This is a genomic window from Streptococcus mitis (assembly GCF_002096845.1).
Classification (GTDB): domain Bacteria; phylum Bacillota; class Bacilli; order Lactobacillales; family Streptococcaceae; genus Streptococcus; species Streptococcus mitis_A.
The window spans coordinates 73,767-88,330 of record NZ_NCVK01000012.1 but is presented as its reverse complement, the minus strand read 5'-3'; the positions used below and the strand labels follow the sequence as shown (position 1 = coordinate 88,330).

General features: G+C 37.3%; 14 protein-coding genes and 1 pseudogene. 11 read left to right on the top strand and 4 right to left on the bottom strand.

Annotated features, from left to right (window positions below):
* The first annotated feature begins 179 nt into the window (after nucleotides 1–179).
* From B7695_RS04230 to manA, 6 genes and pseudogenes are all read left to right on the top strand, one after another.
* Nucleotides 180–2,177 (top strand): DUF1430 domain-containing protein, encoded by a 1,998-nt coding sequence (locus B7695_RS04230; RefSeq protein ID WP_084889902.1) that lies wholly within the window; start codon nucleotides 180–182, stop codon nucleotides 2,175–2,177.
* A gap of 1 nt (nucleotide 2,178) precedes the next feature.
* A complete protein-coding gene (locus B7695_RS04225; RefSeq protein WP_084889900.1) occupies nucleotides 2,179–2,814 on the top strand; it encodes a putative bacteriocin export ABC transporter in 636 nt (211 codons plus the stop codon).
* Nucleotides 2,811–3,002: a hypothetical protein gene (locus tag B7695_RS04220; protein WP_000850052.1), complete on the top strand. Its 192-nt coding sequence runs from the start codon at nucleotides 2,811–2,813 to the stop codon at nucleotides 3,000–3,002. The genes B7695_RS04225 and B7695_RS04220 overlap by 4 nt, the downstream gene beginning before the upstream one ends.
* Nucleotides 3,003–3,466: 464 nt before the next feature.
* A complete protein-coding gene (locus B7695_RS04210) occupies nucleotides 3,467–5,041 on the top strand; it encodes an ATP-binding cassette domain-containing protein (protein WP_084889896.1) in 1,575 nt (524 codons plus the stop codon).
* A gap of 251 nt (nucleotides 5,042–5,292) precedes the next feature.
* Nucleotides 5,293–5,548, top strand: a pseudogene (locus tag B7695_RS04205) (SemiSWEET family transporter).
* A 258-nt stretch (nucleotides 5,549–5,806) separates the two neighbouring features.
* Nucleotides 5,807–6,751, top strand: a complete 945-nt coding sequence (gene manA, locus B7695_RS04200) for a mannose-6-phosphate isomerase, class I (RefSeq protein ID WP_084889894.1) — start codon at nucleotides 5,807–5,809, stop codon at nucleotides 6,749–6,751.
* Nucleotides 6,752–6,791: 40 nt separating this feature from the next.
* On the opposite strand, the gene B7695_RS04195 is transcribed toward manA, so the two are convergent.
* Complete coding sequence (locus B7695_RS04195) at nucleotides 6,792–8,132, bottom strand: sodium-dependent transporter (RefSeq protein ID WP_084889971.1); 1,341 nt, start codon at nucleotides 8,130–8,132, stop codon at nucleotides 6,792–6,794.
* A 339-nt stretch (nucleotides 8,133–8,471) separates the two neighbouring features.
* Between B7695_RS04195 and B7695_RS04190 the strand changes: the two genes are divergently transcribed.
* Nucleotides 8,472–9,212: a MerR family transcriptional regulator gene (locus B7695_RS04190; protein WP_084889892.1), complete on the top strand. Its 741-nt coding sequence runs from the start codon at nucleotides 8,472–8,474 to the stop codon at nucleotides 9,210–9,212.
* 41 nt (nucleotides 9,213–9,253) lie between these two features.
* On the opposite strand, the gene B7695_RS04185 is transcribed toward B7695_RS04190, so the two are convergent.
* From B7695_RS04185 to B7695_RS04175, 3 genes are read right to left on the bottom strand one after another with little or no spacing between them, the layout of a single operon-like run.
* Complete coding sequence (locus tag B7695_RS04185; protein ID WP_084889891.1) at nucleotides 9,254–9,775, bottom strand: DUF1697 domain-containing protein; 522 nt, start codon at nucleotides 9,773–9,775, stop codon at nucleotides 9,254–9,256.
* Nucleotides 9,776–9,823: 48 nt separating this feature from the next.
* Complete coding sequence (gene aao, locus B7695_RS04180) at nucleotides 9,824–10,996, bottom strand: aminoacetone oxidase (protein ID WP_084889888.1); 1,173 nt, start codon at nucleotides 10,994–10,996, stop codon at nucleotides 9,824–9,826.
* A 58-nt stretch (nucleotides 10,997–11,054) separates the two neighbouring features.
* A complete protein-coding gene (locus B7695_RS04175; RefSeq protein WP_084889886.1) occupies nucleotides 11,055–11,900 on the bottom strand; it encodes a DegV family protein in 846 nt (281 codons plus the stop codon).
* 124 nt (nucleotides 11,901–12,024) lie between these two features.
* On the opposite strand from B7695_RS04175, the gene B7695_RS04170 reads away from it, so the two are divergent.
* The 4 genes from B7695_RS04170 (at nucleotide 12,025) to clpP (ending at nucleotide 14,548) form a co-directional block, all read left to right on the top strand.
* Complete coding sequence (locus B7695_RS04170) at nucleotides 12,025–12,582, top strand: TetR/AcrR family transcriptional regulator (RefSeq protein WP_084889884.1); 558 nt, start codon at nucleotides 12,025–12,027, stop codon at nucleotides 12,580–12,582.
* 18 nt (nucleotides 12,583–12,600) lie between these two features.
* The gene (locus B7695_RS04165) at nucleotides 12,601–13,068 is read left to right on the top strand and encodes a deoxycytidylate deaminase (RefSeq protein ID WP_000136976.1); all 468 of its coding nucleotides are present in this window, start codon (nucleotides 12,601–12,603) and stop codon (nucleotides 13,066–13,068) included.
* A gap of 88 nt (nucleotides 13,069–13,156) precedes the next feature.
* Nucleotides 13,157–13,786: a uracil phosphoribosyltransferase gene (gene upp / locus B7695_RS04160; protein WP_084889969.1), complete on the top strand. Its 630-nt coding sequence runs from the start codon at nucleotides 13,157–13,159 to the stop codon at nucleotides 13,784–13,786.
* A gap of 171 nt (nucleotides 13,787–13,957) precedes the next feature.
* On the top strand, nucleotides 13,958–14,548 hold the full coding sequence (gene clpP / locus B7695_RS04155) for an ATP-dependent Clp protease proteolytic subunit ClpP (RefSeq protein WP_000613475.1): 591 nt from the start codon (nucleotides 13,958–13,960) through the stop codon (nucleotides 14,546–14,548).
* Nucleotides 14,549–14,564 lie beyond the last annotated feature (16 nt).

Genomic DNA, 14,564 nt, shown 5'->3' with positions numbered 1-14,564 from the left:
TTCTTAAAATCTTATAATAAAAATATAACAGCAGAAAATAAGACTGATATGGAAAGGAGAAATATTTTTTAAATAGCTGTAGTAAGTGGATTTTATTATTTCATTGGAAGTTGGGATTGAAATATCTCCATGAATAGATAGAGAGCAACCTTTTTAAACAATGTAGAAAGGAGTAGTCTATGTATAACATACTAAAACGAAGCCTTGCAACTTTTTCCTTTGTTTTAATTGCTTTTGTTAGCCTTTTCTTTATTAGCCAATATAAAAGTGAAATGTTGGGTGGATATAGTAAGATGATTTCTGTAGAGAAATCTACTACTACCATTAAGAAGGATTTAGAAGAGATTGCAAAAGATAAACAGAGTGTTTTAGCTCGTAGGATTGTTTCTGTAAAGGATAATGTTAGGGGAAAGACAGAAAATACCTATATACCAATTGGAGGTGAACTACCTGTAGATTTACCATTACAACAAGATCAAAACCTAATTCAAAATGCATCTGATGACACCTTATATTTGATTGTAAGAGGAAACTTAAGTGCACAGGAACTAGCACAAACTTTAAACCAAAAAGGACATCAAGCCATTGTTGAACAATCAAGTTCTGGTCTGACCTTGTTAAAGGTATTTTTGACTTATCCTCAATCGATTACTTTTACATTAGTTTTGATAATTGCTTTTGGGACTCTGACACTAGCTGACTACATAGCGAAACTGCGTTCTGTAAGTATAGAACGATTATCAGGTAGAGGAAAATATCAAATTGCTTTGAGAAATATTAGCAAAGATAGTATTTTCTTAATATTGATAGCAAGTATAGTTTATTTAGCGACAGTTTTATTCTTATTCTCTACTAGAACTGTAAACATTTTGTCGTTAAGTCTAGTATTTTATCCTTTGCTTTCTTGGTTATTTCTTTTACTTTTTTTAAATTTCTTTTTATCAAATATTTTTTACCATATTTTACAAAAGCAAGCTCTTAATCTATCTATAAAAGGTAAGGCACCTTTGCATCTTGTGTTCATTTTGGTTATTTTGACGCAGTTACTATCTCTTTTAATTGTGATGTATAGTGTTTATGGTGTTGTTAACTTAAATCAACAATTGTCAACATTACAAGTAGGACGAGATGAATGGAGTAAGCATTCTAATTATTTTGCTACTAATGAATTATATACTGGAGAGTCAAATAAAGACAGAGAAGCAGAAGTAGCTTTTTATTCAGAACTTAGTCAAAAAACAAATCTCCTTTATATAGATACAAATCTAGATAAAATTGCTTTTCAAAAGAGTTCTTCAGCTAATTCTTATTATCCTACCCCAGATATGGTATCAAATGAAATTCGTGTGAATCGACGTTTTGTTGAAAAAAGTGGAATTCAGTTGAGTATGGAAGCTCAAGCATTCTTTGAACAGATGGGAGATTTTGATCGTCTCGTGTTAATACCAAAGAATCAAGAATCAAACTTTTCAGAATTACATAAGGCTTGGTTGCGATATGAACAAAAAGGCTTTGCTCCAGACGATGCTCCTGTAAAAAAGAAAGATCCTAATGAGAAAATTGAGATAGCCACTTATCAAGGCGGTGAAAATCTATTTGTTTACCCTATCTTCACTTCGGTTAATTACTTAGTGAATCAAAATGCTTTTGTTCATGAACCAATTATTACTGTGTTTGGTTCTGCTTATGAAAATAGAACAATTCGCCAATTCTCTTTGGCACATTATATTTTTGATAAACCTGAGGTAGTGAAAGAATTGATTTCTAAATACAAGTTAACAGCTAGTATTGGTAGTTTTTCAAATGGCATGTATTCATTTGAAAATAGAATTCAAAAAGTAGAGACAGATAGATTTATATTATTTTTTGCGATGATTATTAGTTTTGTGAGTTCCATTTTATTGATGGTATTACTGAACACTCTTTACCTCTATCAAGGGCGCAAAACTTATTTCATTGAGAGATTAGCAGGGAAGTCACTTTTTGAAATTCATCATGTTTATTTTTCAATTTTATCTAGTTGCTATATTTTTTGTACTTTATTGTCAGTAATATTAGGCTTCAATTTGTTTGTAATTTCTATTCCTTTGCTCTCATTGCTATTATTTACAGGAATTTTTCTTCTTCAACTGAGACAAGATAAAAAGGCTAATATTTTATATCTAAAAGGAGGTTAGTATGATTGAATTGAAAGATATTTGTAAACAATTTGATGATTACATTATTTTTAAAGATTTTAATTATCAATTTCATGAAGGTCAGACCTATGCTTTGATAGGTGAGTCTGGAGCAGGCAAAACAACTCTTTTAAATATTATAGGTAAATTAGAAACTGTCCAAAGTGGCTCAGTAGAAGTTGATGGTAAGGACTTAAAACAAATTAAGGAAAAAATCTATTTTAAGGATTATGTAAGCTACTTATTTCAAAATTATGGTTTAATTGAAAATAAGAGTATTAAAGATAATTTAGAACTTGCATTTATTGGGAGAAAAGAAAGCAAAAAAGAACAAGAAGCTCTTATGAAAGAAGCCTTGAAGCATGTTCACTTACAATTAGATTTAAAACGTAAGATTTTTACTCTTTCAGGTGGTGAAGCACAGCGTGTCGCAATTGCTAAAATAATGTTGAAAGATTCCCCAATAATCTTAGCAGATGAACCAACAGCCTCTCTTGATAGTAGGAATAGTCGTGAAATTATTGACCTTATTCTTGGATTACGAAATGAAAAACGTACGATTATTATTGCAACTCATGATAGTAGTGTATATGAACGAATGGATCAGGTTGTAGAAATTAGAAAGGAAAAGATATGAAAACAAAATTTAGTTTAACAACAATTTTTTTCCAAGTAATGATTTTTGGTTCTTCTCTCTTTGTAATACTGACTCAGTTTGGCTTACTGCGTCAACCTACAAAGCTAATTATACAGATGATTTGCTTACTAAGTTTGTTATCTTTAGCTATTGCGATTTGGAATTATGTACGTGAAGAAAAAGACTGAACAGATCGGAGCAATCCGGTCTTTTTAATATAAAGCAATTGCATATAAACAATTGACAGCGTTTTTCTAAAATCTTATAATAAAAACATAACAGTATAAAACAAGATTCATATGAAAGGATGGTTTCTGTTTGTTAGAGAAGACTGTAAAACATGTCCCTTTGTTTTAGTTTGTAAATCAGGATTTTGTCCAATGACCAAGCATATTACGGAATTAAGCTCTTCTGTGATTTGTAAGAATATGCAAGAGAAAATTCGTAAAAATCTAGCACTTTATGCTATTTCCGGATGCTATGAAGATATTTTAGATGTGGACTAGAGAGGGATAAGCAAAAATGTCTATTAAGAAAAACAAAAAGGTTGTAAAAAAACCTGAAGCCGTAAGCAATAATTGTAATATTTGTAAAATTTATATAATAAAAATGGAGAGGAGTGCTAGCATCTCTCTTTTTCTAGGAGGGCATTATGAATAAAATATTTCACTATCTGGATAAGAAAACGAAGTTTTATACTATCATCGGTGCGCTGGCAAATGGAGGTTTGGCTCTTGCTCAACCCTTAGTCGTATCACAAGCCTTGTCCTTAAATCAAGGAGAACTGACTTATTATAAAATCATACAGTTTGCTGTTTTTGGCTTTACAGTATACTTTGTCTTGTATAGCTTAATGCTCTTTTGTAATCATACACATAATGTTTTTCGGCGTGAAATTCAAATGAATATGAGGGCAGATTTATTTGACAAGCTGATGACAAAAAAAGATTTTAGCGAAGATGAAAAAATCACTATGCTCACACAAGATATGGAGTATTTGGGGGATAATTACTTAGAAAAATACATCAATATCATTTGCTGGAGCTTTGTAGCATTACTAACAGCGATTTATATTATTTCGCAAAATTTGTTGTTAGGTAATATTTTTGTCTTTTTCACTATTTTACGTCCTATTCCTCAGTTCTTGATGAATAAAAGACTCAAATATACTGGTGATGACATGGCGCAAGGCAGAGTAGAAGTGCATAATCAAGTATCTGATAGTATCCGAGGAGCACATACTCTACTTATGAACCAAGCAATTTCTGAAAATCAGAACAGATTTTGGAAGATTAATAGACATTATCAACTAGCCATTCAAAAATTTTGCTTTACCCATAATATAATTTTCTTTTGCAACGGTTTCATGGTCTTTTTAAGTCAAGTTTTACCACTTGTTTTAGGTTTTTACTTTGCTATGGCTGGGCAGAAAGTGTCAGTGGCAAGTCTTGTTGCCATGTACATCGCAGCAGGTCAGTTAGTGAGCCCTATTCAGACTATTATGTATGATGCTGTAGATATACAAGGGGCAAAAACGACAGCAGATAAGATTTTTGGAGTATTAGAAATTGGAGATGTAAAACAGATAGATAAAAAAGATGCGCAAGAATTGAATGCTCTGCACATTAAAAATTTAAGTAAATCCTATGGTGACAGACGACTTTTTACTCATCTAAATTTGGATGTTCAAGCAGGTCAGAAAGTTTTAATCAAAGGACCGAGTGGTTGTGGTAAGTCAACCTTGTTTCGACTCATTACTGGAGAAGAAATAGCAGATGAGGGAGAAATTATCGGTGTGACAACTGTTAATGAATGTACATCAAGTTTTGTATCCAGTATAGGAATTATTAGCCAACATCCATTTCTCTTTAACGATACAGTGCGTTATAATTTGACCTTAGGACAAGAATTTTCTGAGGAAGAGTTGCTTGCTGTTTTGAAACAAGTCAAACTAGATTTTGAATTGACGGGTGGGGTGGATTTTATTATCAAGAATAACGGGGAGAATATTTCTGGGGGACAAAGAGTAAGGATTGAATTGGCACGTTTTCTTCTTCGTAGAAAAAATCTGTTATTGGCTGATGAAGTGACCGCAGCCCTAGATAAAGAAAACGCCTTCATGGTACATGAACTACTATTTTCTCTTCCTGTAATGATGTTAGAAATTGCTCATCATATTGATGATGAAAGTAGATATCAACAAGTTGTAGATTTAGGAAAATATTGATTCTGGCTTAAAAATCAGTTTTATCAGAAAATAAATTAAATATTTCAGCAATAAAACACCCAGTATCAAGATTTTTCAACACATAATAATATGCGTTTTTTCTGATTATATATACTTTTCCAACTTCACTCTTCTTTCTTATCACAAGATTGTAATAGTTTACATTTTTATAACAAAACTCTCAAACTCTTACTTGTTTTTGCATCATATTATAAAATAAAAAGCATAAAAGAATAAAAGAGGTTTTGAAAATGTCTGAAAAACAAATGAAAGTTTTGGGTTGGGTAGCGACCTTCATGTCTGTTATGATGTATGTGTCTTACTTCCCACAAATTATGAACAATCTGGCTGGTCAAAAAGGAAATTTCATCCAGCCCTTGGTTGCTGCCATCAACTGTAGTCTCTGGGTTTACTACGGTCTTTTCAAGAAAGAGATATTCCCCTTGCTACTGCCAATGCTCCAAGTATCGTTTTGGCCTTGTGACGGCTATTACAGCTTTGATTTAAAAAGAAGACTGGTTTCAGTTTTGTTCGTTTATGAGAATAGATGCTTCATTAAAGTAATTTTTGAATGAGAGTTGAGGGAAAAAGTCCAGTGACAGCTAGCTTTACGAGAGTCTTTTATGTTCGTCTCTATCAAAGAAAAAAGTATATCGTTACTATTTTTATAAAATCTTCTCCCTACTTTATAAGATATGAAAAAGAGTTCTAATGGAACTCTTTTTTTGCTATAATGAGGGGAGAAAAATCAGACAGGAGATCAAGATGTCAGAACCATTATTTTTACAATCAGTTATGCAAGAAAAAATCTGGGGGGGAACCAAGCTACGTGATGAGTTTGGCTACGACATCCCAAGTGAAAAAATCGGAGAATATTGGGCCATCTCAGCACATCCAAATGGAGTCTCTAAAGTTGCCAATGGTCGCTTTGAAGGAACAGACCTAGCAACTTTGTATGCAGAACACCGTGAATTGTTTGGCAATCGTCCAGAACCTGTATTTCCGCTTTTGACAAAGATTCTGGATGCCAACGACTGGCTCAGCGTCCAAGTTCACCCAGACGATGCTTACGGACTAGAGCATGAAGGCGAACTCGGAAAAACAGAATGCTGGTACATCATAGCTGCGGATGAAGGCTCAGAGATTATCTACGGTCACAATGCCAAGTCAAAAGAAGAACTCCGCCAGCAAATCGAGGATAAAAACTGGGAGGACTTGCTGACAAAAGTGCCTGTTAAGGCTGGAGATTTCTTCTATGTGCCAAGTGGTACCATGCATGCTATTGGTGCGGGCATCTTGATTCTTGAAACCCAGCAGTCTAGTGACACCACCTACCGTGTCTATGACTTTGACCGCAAGGATGACAAGGGCAACTTGCGTGAACTTCATCTTGAAAAATCCATCGATGTTTTAAACATTGGAGAACCTGCAAATAGCCGTCCTGTAACTGTTAAAGCAGATGATTTACGTTCAACTCTCCTTGTATCCAATGATTTCTTTGCAGTTTACAAGTGGGAAATTACTGGAAAAGTTGACTTCGAAAAGACAGCTGACTACAGCTTATTCAGTGTCTTAGCCGGTCAAGGTCAACTGACTGTTGACGGAAAAAACTATCCAATCCAAAAAGGCAGCCACTTTATCCTACCAAGTGATGTTGAATCTTGGACCCTAGAAGGGCAAGCTTTGGAATTGATTGTTAGTCATCCATAAAAAAGAAAGGGCCTGAGTTCACTACTCAAGTCCTTTTTGATTACATAAATTGGGCGATGAAGACCACGATGATGATGATTGGAATGATGAAACGAAGAAGGAAGAGCCAGACTTGGAAAAATCCCTGTTTCCAGGCTCTTTCATCGAGATGGAATTCCTCCATAGCAAGAGCCTTTTTAAAGATATAGCCTGTAAAAAGTGAAAGGCAGAGAGCTCCAAATGGCATGAGGAGATTGGAAACCAAGAAGTCCATAGCGTCAAAGAAGGTCTTCCCAAAGATGTGAACATCCGCCATGACACCGTAAGATAGGGCTGAAGGAATTCCAAAGACAAAGGTCAAAATTCCTAAAATCACACTCCACTTAGCACGTTTGCTGTTATCCTGATTAGTGATATTACCCACATTGATTTCCAGCATAACGACAGAAGAAGTGACCGTTGCAAAGAGGAAGAGCAAGAGGAAGAGGATGTAGAAAATGGTTCCAAAAGGCATCTTGTCAAAGAGTTGAGGCAATACGATAAAGAGCAAGCTCGGTCCCCCTTCAGACTGGATATTGAAGGCTGACATGGCTGGGAAAATGGCTAGACCCGCCATGATAGATACTGAGATATTCATAGCTACGATGGAGATTCCTGATTGGACCAGATTGGTTTTCTTATCCAAGTAAGAAGCATAGGTCAGCATGGCTGTAACCCCTAGTGAGAGGGCAAAGAAAGATTGTCCCAGAGCATAGAGGAGACCAGCGCTGGTCAGTTTTGAAAAGTCTGGTTTGAGGAAGTAAAGAACTCCTTCCATGGCATTTGGCAAACTGAGAGAGCGCCCGATGATGACAACAAAGATGATAAAAAGCAGGGGCATCATAACCTTAGATGCTCTTTCAATCCCTTTTTGAACCCCACGTGATACAATAAAGATATTCAAGAGGATAAAGGCTGCTTGAGCTCCAAGCGCAATGGCTGGATTTGAAATGATGGAAGTAAATAACTGAGCATAATCACCAGTTCCGCTAAGTTGGAACAATTTTCCAAACTCAATTCCTAGATAGACTAAAATCCATCCTCCAATAACACTGTAAAACGATAAAAGGATAAAGAGGGCAAAGGCACCAATCCAACCGATAAAGTTATACTTGCTATTCTTGCCGAGTTTTCCAAAGGTTTTAATTCCAGAGACACCAGCGCTTCGGCCGAGGGCAAATTCAGCCAGCAAAAGGGGGAAACCGATTAGAATAGTGGAGATGAGAAAGACCAGTAAAAAGCCTCCTCCACCGTTAGCAGCAGTCATATAGGGGAATTTCCAAACGGCTCCAAGTCCGATAGCTGAACCAGCAGATGCTAGAATAAAGCCCAGTTTAGAACCCCATTGCGATTTTTCAGACATAGTTAAACTCCTAAAATTAGTATTACAAAAGAAAAAGCTACTGCCCTTGGCAACTAGCCTCATAAGTACTCAAAATGAGCCTTTCTTTTGATTGATAGACTTGACTATCCTATCATGTTTTCTAAGGTCTGTCAAGAAAACCATTTTCATGTTATGATAAAGTAAAAAAATTCGCAAAAACGCTTGACTCTGACCTAGGGGGAGGGGTTATACTATCAATGTAATACTCTTCGAAAATCTCTTCAAACCACGTCAGCGTCGCCTTACCGTACTCAAGTACAGCCTGCGGCTAGCTTCCTAGTTTGCTCTTTGATTTTCATTGAGTATAAGGAGGAAATCATGTACCATATAAAAGAAGCTGCGCAGCTTTCGGGCGTCTCGGTCAAGACGCTGCACCACTACGATAAGATAGGGCTTTTGGTTCCTTTAAAGTCGGAAAACGGCTATCGAACCTACAGTCAGGAGGATTTGGAGCGACTTCAGGTCATTCTTTATTATAAATATCTTGGCTTTTCTTTAGAAAAAATAGCAGAGCTATTAAAGGAAGAAAGGACAGATTTATTGCCCCATTTGACTAGGCAGTTGGACTATCTAACTCGAGAAAGGGAACATCTGGATACCTTGATTTCCACCTTGCAAAAAACCATTCAAGAACAAAAAGGAGAAAGAGAAATGAGCATTCAAGAGAAATTTGCTGGATTTAACTACCAAGACCATCAAAAATACCATCAAGAAGCGGTAGAAAAATATGGACAAGAAGTCATGGACCAAGCGCTCGAGCGCCAAAAAGGTCACGAAGACGAGGCTACGGCTGCCTTTAATCAAGTATTTCAAGCCTTGGCACAAAATCTTCAAGCTGGTCTGCCCGTAAAAGCAACTGAGAACCAAGAGCAAGCAGCCAATCTCTTGCAAGCCATTCGTACCTATGGATTTGACTGCTCAATTGAAGTATTCGGTCATATTGGTAAAGGCTACGTCTACAACCCAGAATTTAAGGAAAACATTGACAAATTTGGACCTGGTACAGCCCAGTACACATCAGATGTCATTGCTCACTATGTCCAAACTCAGACAAAATAAAATCGGAGGAGTATTCTTCCGATTTTTACTAAATTCAAGCACTACTTACTTAATAATTTTTCTACTACATTTAGTTTTCGCATGGTCAAATCTACATTAAAAAGCTTTTCAAGATAGTTGGTATGGAGTTTCTTTTGTTTTGCATTTCTAGGGAGATAGAGGTAAAGACAGTGGTTACCGATACAAATTTCTTCTTCACCGTAATCAATTTTCAATTTTTCTAGAGGGAGGCTTTGGAGAAATCCCTGATAAAGAATCACATGTACACGATCATGAAGATAGTCTTCTCTAAACGGATTTTCTTGGACGATTTTTTTAAAATCACTTTTGTTCTTGATTACCATTTTTAAGTCAGCACCAATTTTTTCCTTTATTAGAGTATGAACCTGTTCTCGTATTTCTTCTAGGGTTAAGTCACTTTCAAGAATGATATTACCACTTTGAATATAGGTTCGAACTTGTTGAAAACCGGCTTCTGTTAAGATATCTACTAGATAAGACATTTTAGGGATAGCATTTTTTCCATTAGGAGTAACTCCCCTTAACAAGATAATATGTTCCAAAGGACTTCCTTTCTTTTGGGGCTGATTTAGCCATTAAATAATTCAGATTTAGATTGGGTTTGATCCCGCCACCCAGCCAGTACAGAGGGCAGAAGTGATGTTAAAGCCACCCGTGTGGGCGTTGATATCCATGACCTCCCCAGCAAAGTGGAGCCCAGGTACCAGCTTACTTTCCAGAGTTTTGGGATTGATTTCCTTGAGACTGACACCACCTTTGGTGACAAAGGACTTGGCAAGGGACATTTTGCCAGTCACAGGGATTTTAAGGGTCTTGATAGATTGGAGCAGTTGCGCCCTTTCTTTTTCAGTCAATTGTTTGACTTTGTCAGGATATCCTTGTACAAAAAATTCTGCCAAACGTTCTGGTAACAAGTTTTTTAAGGCATTTTTCAGAGATTTTTCCCGATTTTCTTCTAGAAATGTAGCTAAGTCCTTCTCAGAAAGTTGAGGCAAGACATCCAGTGAGAGAACCTCCCCACCCTTGACAAAGCTGGACATACGGAGAGCAGCAGGACCAGACAATCCAAAGTGGGTAAAGAGGAGGTCGTGCGTGATCACATGTTTACCATAACTGAGTGTCACATCGTCTAGAGAAATCCCTTGTAAGGCCTTGTGAGGGAAATCTGTCAATAAAGGACTCTCAGCAGCCTCAAGGTCTGTAATAGTATGTTTGAAATGGCGTGCAATCTCATGACCAAAACCAGTAGATCCAGTAGAAGGATAGGATTTTCCACCAGTTGTAACAATGAGTTTCTCACAAGTAAAGGATTCATCCGCTGACTTGAGGACAAACTGACCGTCTATCTTTTTTACAGAAACGATCTCTGTTTGAGTAGCAACTTGACCACCTAACTCAGTGATTTTCTTTTCCAAGGCTTCGATAATGGTTCGAGATTTGTCGCTAGCCGGAAAGACACGGCCGTGGTCTTCGACCTTAAGTTTAACACCATTTTCTGTAAAAAAGTTAATGATATCATGGTTATCGAACTGGGAGAAAACACTGTAAAGAAAGCGACCATTTCCAGGGATTCCAGCTAGTAGGTCATCTAGAGTTCCGTTGTTGGTTACATTGCAACGTCCCCCACCAGTCCCAGCTAATTTTTTTCCAAGTTTCCGATTTTTTTCGATGAGAAGGGTTTTCTGTCCATAAAAGCTACTGGAAATTGTAGCCATCATTCCAGCAGGTCCTCCACCGATGACGATAGTATCAAAATGTTTCATAGCTCTATTGTACCATAAAAAAACAAGAGATGATGGTCACCTCTTGTCAAGAATGCAATTAATCAATTTCATATCCCATTAGCAAACCACCATCTTCTGCATAAAAACTACAGAGACCAGAGGTTGGGAGAATTTTAATATCCGCCTGTGGGAAATTTTCACGGATTCGCTCTGAAAGCTGTTGGCAACATTTCTCGTTATTGCGTTGAGCCATGACAATACGACCACCAGCATATCCAGCCTTGACTAACTCTTCATAGGCTGCCTGAATCGATTTCTTTGGTCCTCTTGCTTTTTGTAGCAATTCGAGAGTTCCAGTTTCACTAGCTTCCCCTACCATACGGATGTTAAGAAGACCAACGACTGTACCGATAAGCTTACTCAAACGGCCGTTTTTCACCAAGTTATCGACTTTGGCTAGAACAAAGAGCAGCTTGGTTTTTTCTTGATAGGCAGTGATAGCTTCAACCACTTCTTCAAAAGATAAGCCCTGGTCAATCAAGTCATTCAATTTTTCTACGAGTAGGTCAACCTCACCACCAGCAGACAAACTATCAATTACATGAATTTTAGTATCAGGATGTTCTTCCAGATAAATATTCTTAGCTAGTTGAGCACTATTGTGACTGCCAGAGAGAGTACCTGTGATGGTTACTAGGAAAATGTTTTTGGCACCTTCAAATGCTTGCAAATAATCATCTGGGCTTGGACAAGCTGATTTTGAAGCTTCTGCAGTTGCATACATGGTTTCCATCATTTGGTCAATGTCAAGACTAGCATCATCAACAAAGACCTGCTCAGCTACTTGAATGGTTAAGGGGACACTTACAAAAGTCGTGTCAATAGCTGGTGTTGCCAGCTGACGATAATCACAACCAGAGTCAGCAATAATCTTCCAAGTCATAGAAATTCTCCATCTTTGTCAGTTATACATTGACAAAGGTTCTGTCTTTTTTTACAATTATATCATGAAAGCCCTTGAAACAAAAGCCTCATCCGTCTGTTGTGACAAGTAGAAAGAAAATGTTATGTCTGAACGTAGAATCTCTGAAAAGTCTCTTGAAAATCTCAGAAAATCAAACCAAGAATCCAATTTATTAACTAGAGAAGCCATCGAAACAGCCCTCTTGCAACTCTTGGAAAAAAAGGACTTGACCAAGATTAGTATTTCTGAATTGGTCAAACGTGCAGGCGTTTCGCGTGCGGCCTTTTATCGCAATTATGATTCTAAAGAGGAGATTTTAGAAAGTGTCTTTAAACGGACTGTTCATAATATCATGGAACAGTTGCATCATTATGATTTAAAGACAGACCTTTATCTGGTCTGGGTTCACCTTTTCCGAGAAGCAAGAAAGGAGGCCAGAGTGATTCAATTGGCCTTAGATTACCATTTGGAAAAAATCTTTGTCCAAGCCATGCAGGAATTTCTGGAAAAATACCATGGAAAATCAAAAGGTGTCAGCTCTTATCTTCATTCCTTCTGGAGCTCGGCCGTCGTCTCTGTCCTTCTAAAATGGATCAAGGATGGCATGAAGGTACCTGCTGAAAAGATAGCGGATTTACGGTTACCATTTTTTAAAAAATAGAGAAAAAGGAGAAGAGATATGACTGAAAAAAGACTAGCATGGGATGAGTATTTTGCAGCCCAAGCTCTACTAATTGCCAATCGTTCCACTTGTAAACGTGCCAAAGTGGGTGCAATTCTGGTAAAGGATAATAAAGTTATTTCCACTGGTTACAATGGTTCGGTGTCAGGGACTGAGCATTGTATTGACCATGAATGTCTGGTCATTGAAGGACACTGTGTTCGCACCCTTCACGCTGAGGTCAATGCTATCCTTCAAGGTGCAGAACGTGGTGTTCCTAAAGGCTTTACAGCCTATGTGACCCATTTTCCTTGTCTGAACTGTACAAAACAATTACTTCAGGTCGGTTGCAAGCGCGTGGTTTATATTAACCAGTACCGAATGGACGACTACGCCCAATACCTTTATCAAGAAAAAGGGACAGAATTGACCCATCTACCACTTGAGACAGTACAGACAGCTCTTAAAGAGGCTGATTTAATGTAAAAATTATCAAAAATAAATGGTTTAGAAAGATTTTTAAACCGTTTTTTGGTATAATAAGAAGAATAAATTGAAAGAAGGAACTCCAAAAATGGGAAAAATTGAAGTTATTAATCATCCACTGATTCAACACAAATTGTCAATCTTGCGTCGTACAGATACTTCTACAAAAGCTTTCCGTGAGCTAGTAGATGAGATTGCAATGTTGATGGGATATGAAGTACTTCGTGATCTTCCGCTAGAAGATGTGGAAATCGAAACACCAATTACAAAAACAGTTCAAAAACAATTGGCAGGTAAGAAATTGGCCATCGTTCCAATCTTGCGCGCAGGTATCGGGATGGTTGATGGGCTCTTGAGCTTGGTTCCAGCTGCTAAAGTTGGCCATATCGGTATGTACCGTGATGAAGAAACACTTCAACCAGTTGAGTATTTGGTGAAATTTCCTGAAGATATTGACCAACGTCAAATTTTTGTCGTAGACCCAATGTTGGCAACAGGTGGCTCAGCGATCTTGGCTGTTGACTCACTTAAAAAACGTGGCGCATCAAATATCAAATTTGTCTGCCTTGTATCAGCACCAGAAGGTGTAAAAGCCTTTCAAGAAGCTCATCCAGATGTAGAAATCTTTACAGCAGCCTTGGATGAACGCTTGAACGAACACGGTTATATCGTTCCAGGTCTTGGAGATGCTGGAGACCGCTTGTTCGGTACGAAATAAGAATAAAGAAGATTGACTTGGAAAAGTATTTCCAATCGTGAAAGGAGGTTGAATTTTTGTTTCTGTCTGATGAAAACAGAGCAAAAATTTGACCTTTTTTGACCAAGATATTATAATAGTCTTATCTTCAGTCATTTGACCAACAAAATTAAAATTCAAAAGGAGAAATGAATGATTCCTGTAGTTATTGAACAAACAAGCCGTGGGGAACGTTCCTACGATATTTACTCACGTCTTCTCAAAGACCGCATCATTATGCTGACTGGTCCAGTTGAAGACAACATGGCTAACTCAGTTATTGCCCAGTTGCTTTTCTTGGATGCCCAAGATAGTACAAAAGATATTTACCTTTATGTCAATACACCTGGTGGTTCTGTTTCAGCTGGTTTAGCAATCGTTGATACCATGAACTTTATCAAGGCAGATGTCCAAACTATCGTTATGGGTATGGCAGCATCTATGGGGACTGTGATCGCATCAAGTGGAGCAAAAGGCAAACGTTTCATGCTTCCAAATGCTGAATACATGATTCACCAACCAATGGGTGGTACAGGTGGTGGTACCCAACAAACCGATATGGCGATCGCTGCAGAACACTTGCTTAAAACTCGTAACACCTTGGAAAAAATCTTGGCTGAAAATTCAGGTCAGTCAATTGAAAAAGTCCACGCAGATGCAGAACGCGATAACTGGATGAGTGCCCAAGAAACACTTGAATATGGCTTTATTGATGAAATCATGGCCAACAATTCATTAAACTAATGACTAAAGAAGGCAA

What these genes read in the sequence shown, in the direction of transcription:
- B7695_RS04220 (WP_000850052.1), top strand. Translation starts at nt 2,811, where the DNA reads ATGAAAACAAAATTTAGTTTAACAACAATTTTTTTCCAAGTAATGATT.
- B7695_RS04190 (WP_084889892.1), top strand. Translation starts at nt 8,472, where the DNA reads ATGTACCATATAAAAGAAGCTGCGCAGCTTTCGGGCGTCTCGGTCAAG.
- B7695_RS04210 (WP_084889896.1), top strand. Translation starts at nt 3,467, where the DNA reads ATGAATAAAATATTTCACTATCTGGATAAGAAAACGAAGTTTTATACT.
- aao (WP_084889888.1), bottom strand. Translation starts at nt 10,996, where the DNA reads ATGAAACATTTTGATACTATCGTCATCGGTGGAGGACCTGCTGGAATG.
- B7695_RS04170 (WP_084889884.1), top strand. Translation starts at nt 12,025, where the DNA reads ATGTCTGAACGTAGAATCTCTGAAAAGTCTCTTGAAAATCTCAGAAAA.
- B7695_RS04225 (WP_084889900.1), top strand. Translation starts at nt 2,179, where the DNA reads ATGATTGAATTGAAAGATATTTGTAAACAATTTGATGATTACATTATT.
- manA (WP_084889894.1), top strand. Translation starts at nt 5,807, where the DNA reads ATGTCAGAACCATTATTTTTACAATCAGTTATGCAAGAAAAAATCTGG.
- B7695_RS04230 (WP_084889902.1), top strand. Translation starts at nt 180, where the DNA reads ATGTATAACATACTAAAACGAAGCCTTGCAACTTTTTCCTTTGTTTTA.
- clpP (WP_000613475.1), top strand. Translation starts at nt 13,958, where the DNA reads ATGATTCCTGTAGTTATTGAACAAACAAGCCGTGGGGAACGTTCCTAC.
- upp (WP_084889969.1), top strand. Translation starts at nt 13,157, where the DNA reads ATGGGAAAAATTGAAGTTATTAATCATCCACTGATTCAACACAAATTG.
- B7695_RS04195 (WP_084889971.1), bottom strand. Translation starts at nt 8,132, where the DNA reads ATGTCTGAAAAATCGCAATGGGGTTCTAAACTGGGCTTTATTCTAGCA.
- B7695_RS04175 (WP_084889886.1), bottom strand. Translation starts at nt 11,900, where the DNA reads ATGACTTGGAAGATTATTGCTGACTCTGGTTGTGATTATCGTCAGCTG.
- B7695_RS04165 (WP_000136976.1), top strand. Translation starts at nt 12,601, where the DNA reads ATGACTGAAAAAAGACTAGCATGGGATGAGTATTTTGCAGCCCAAGCT.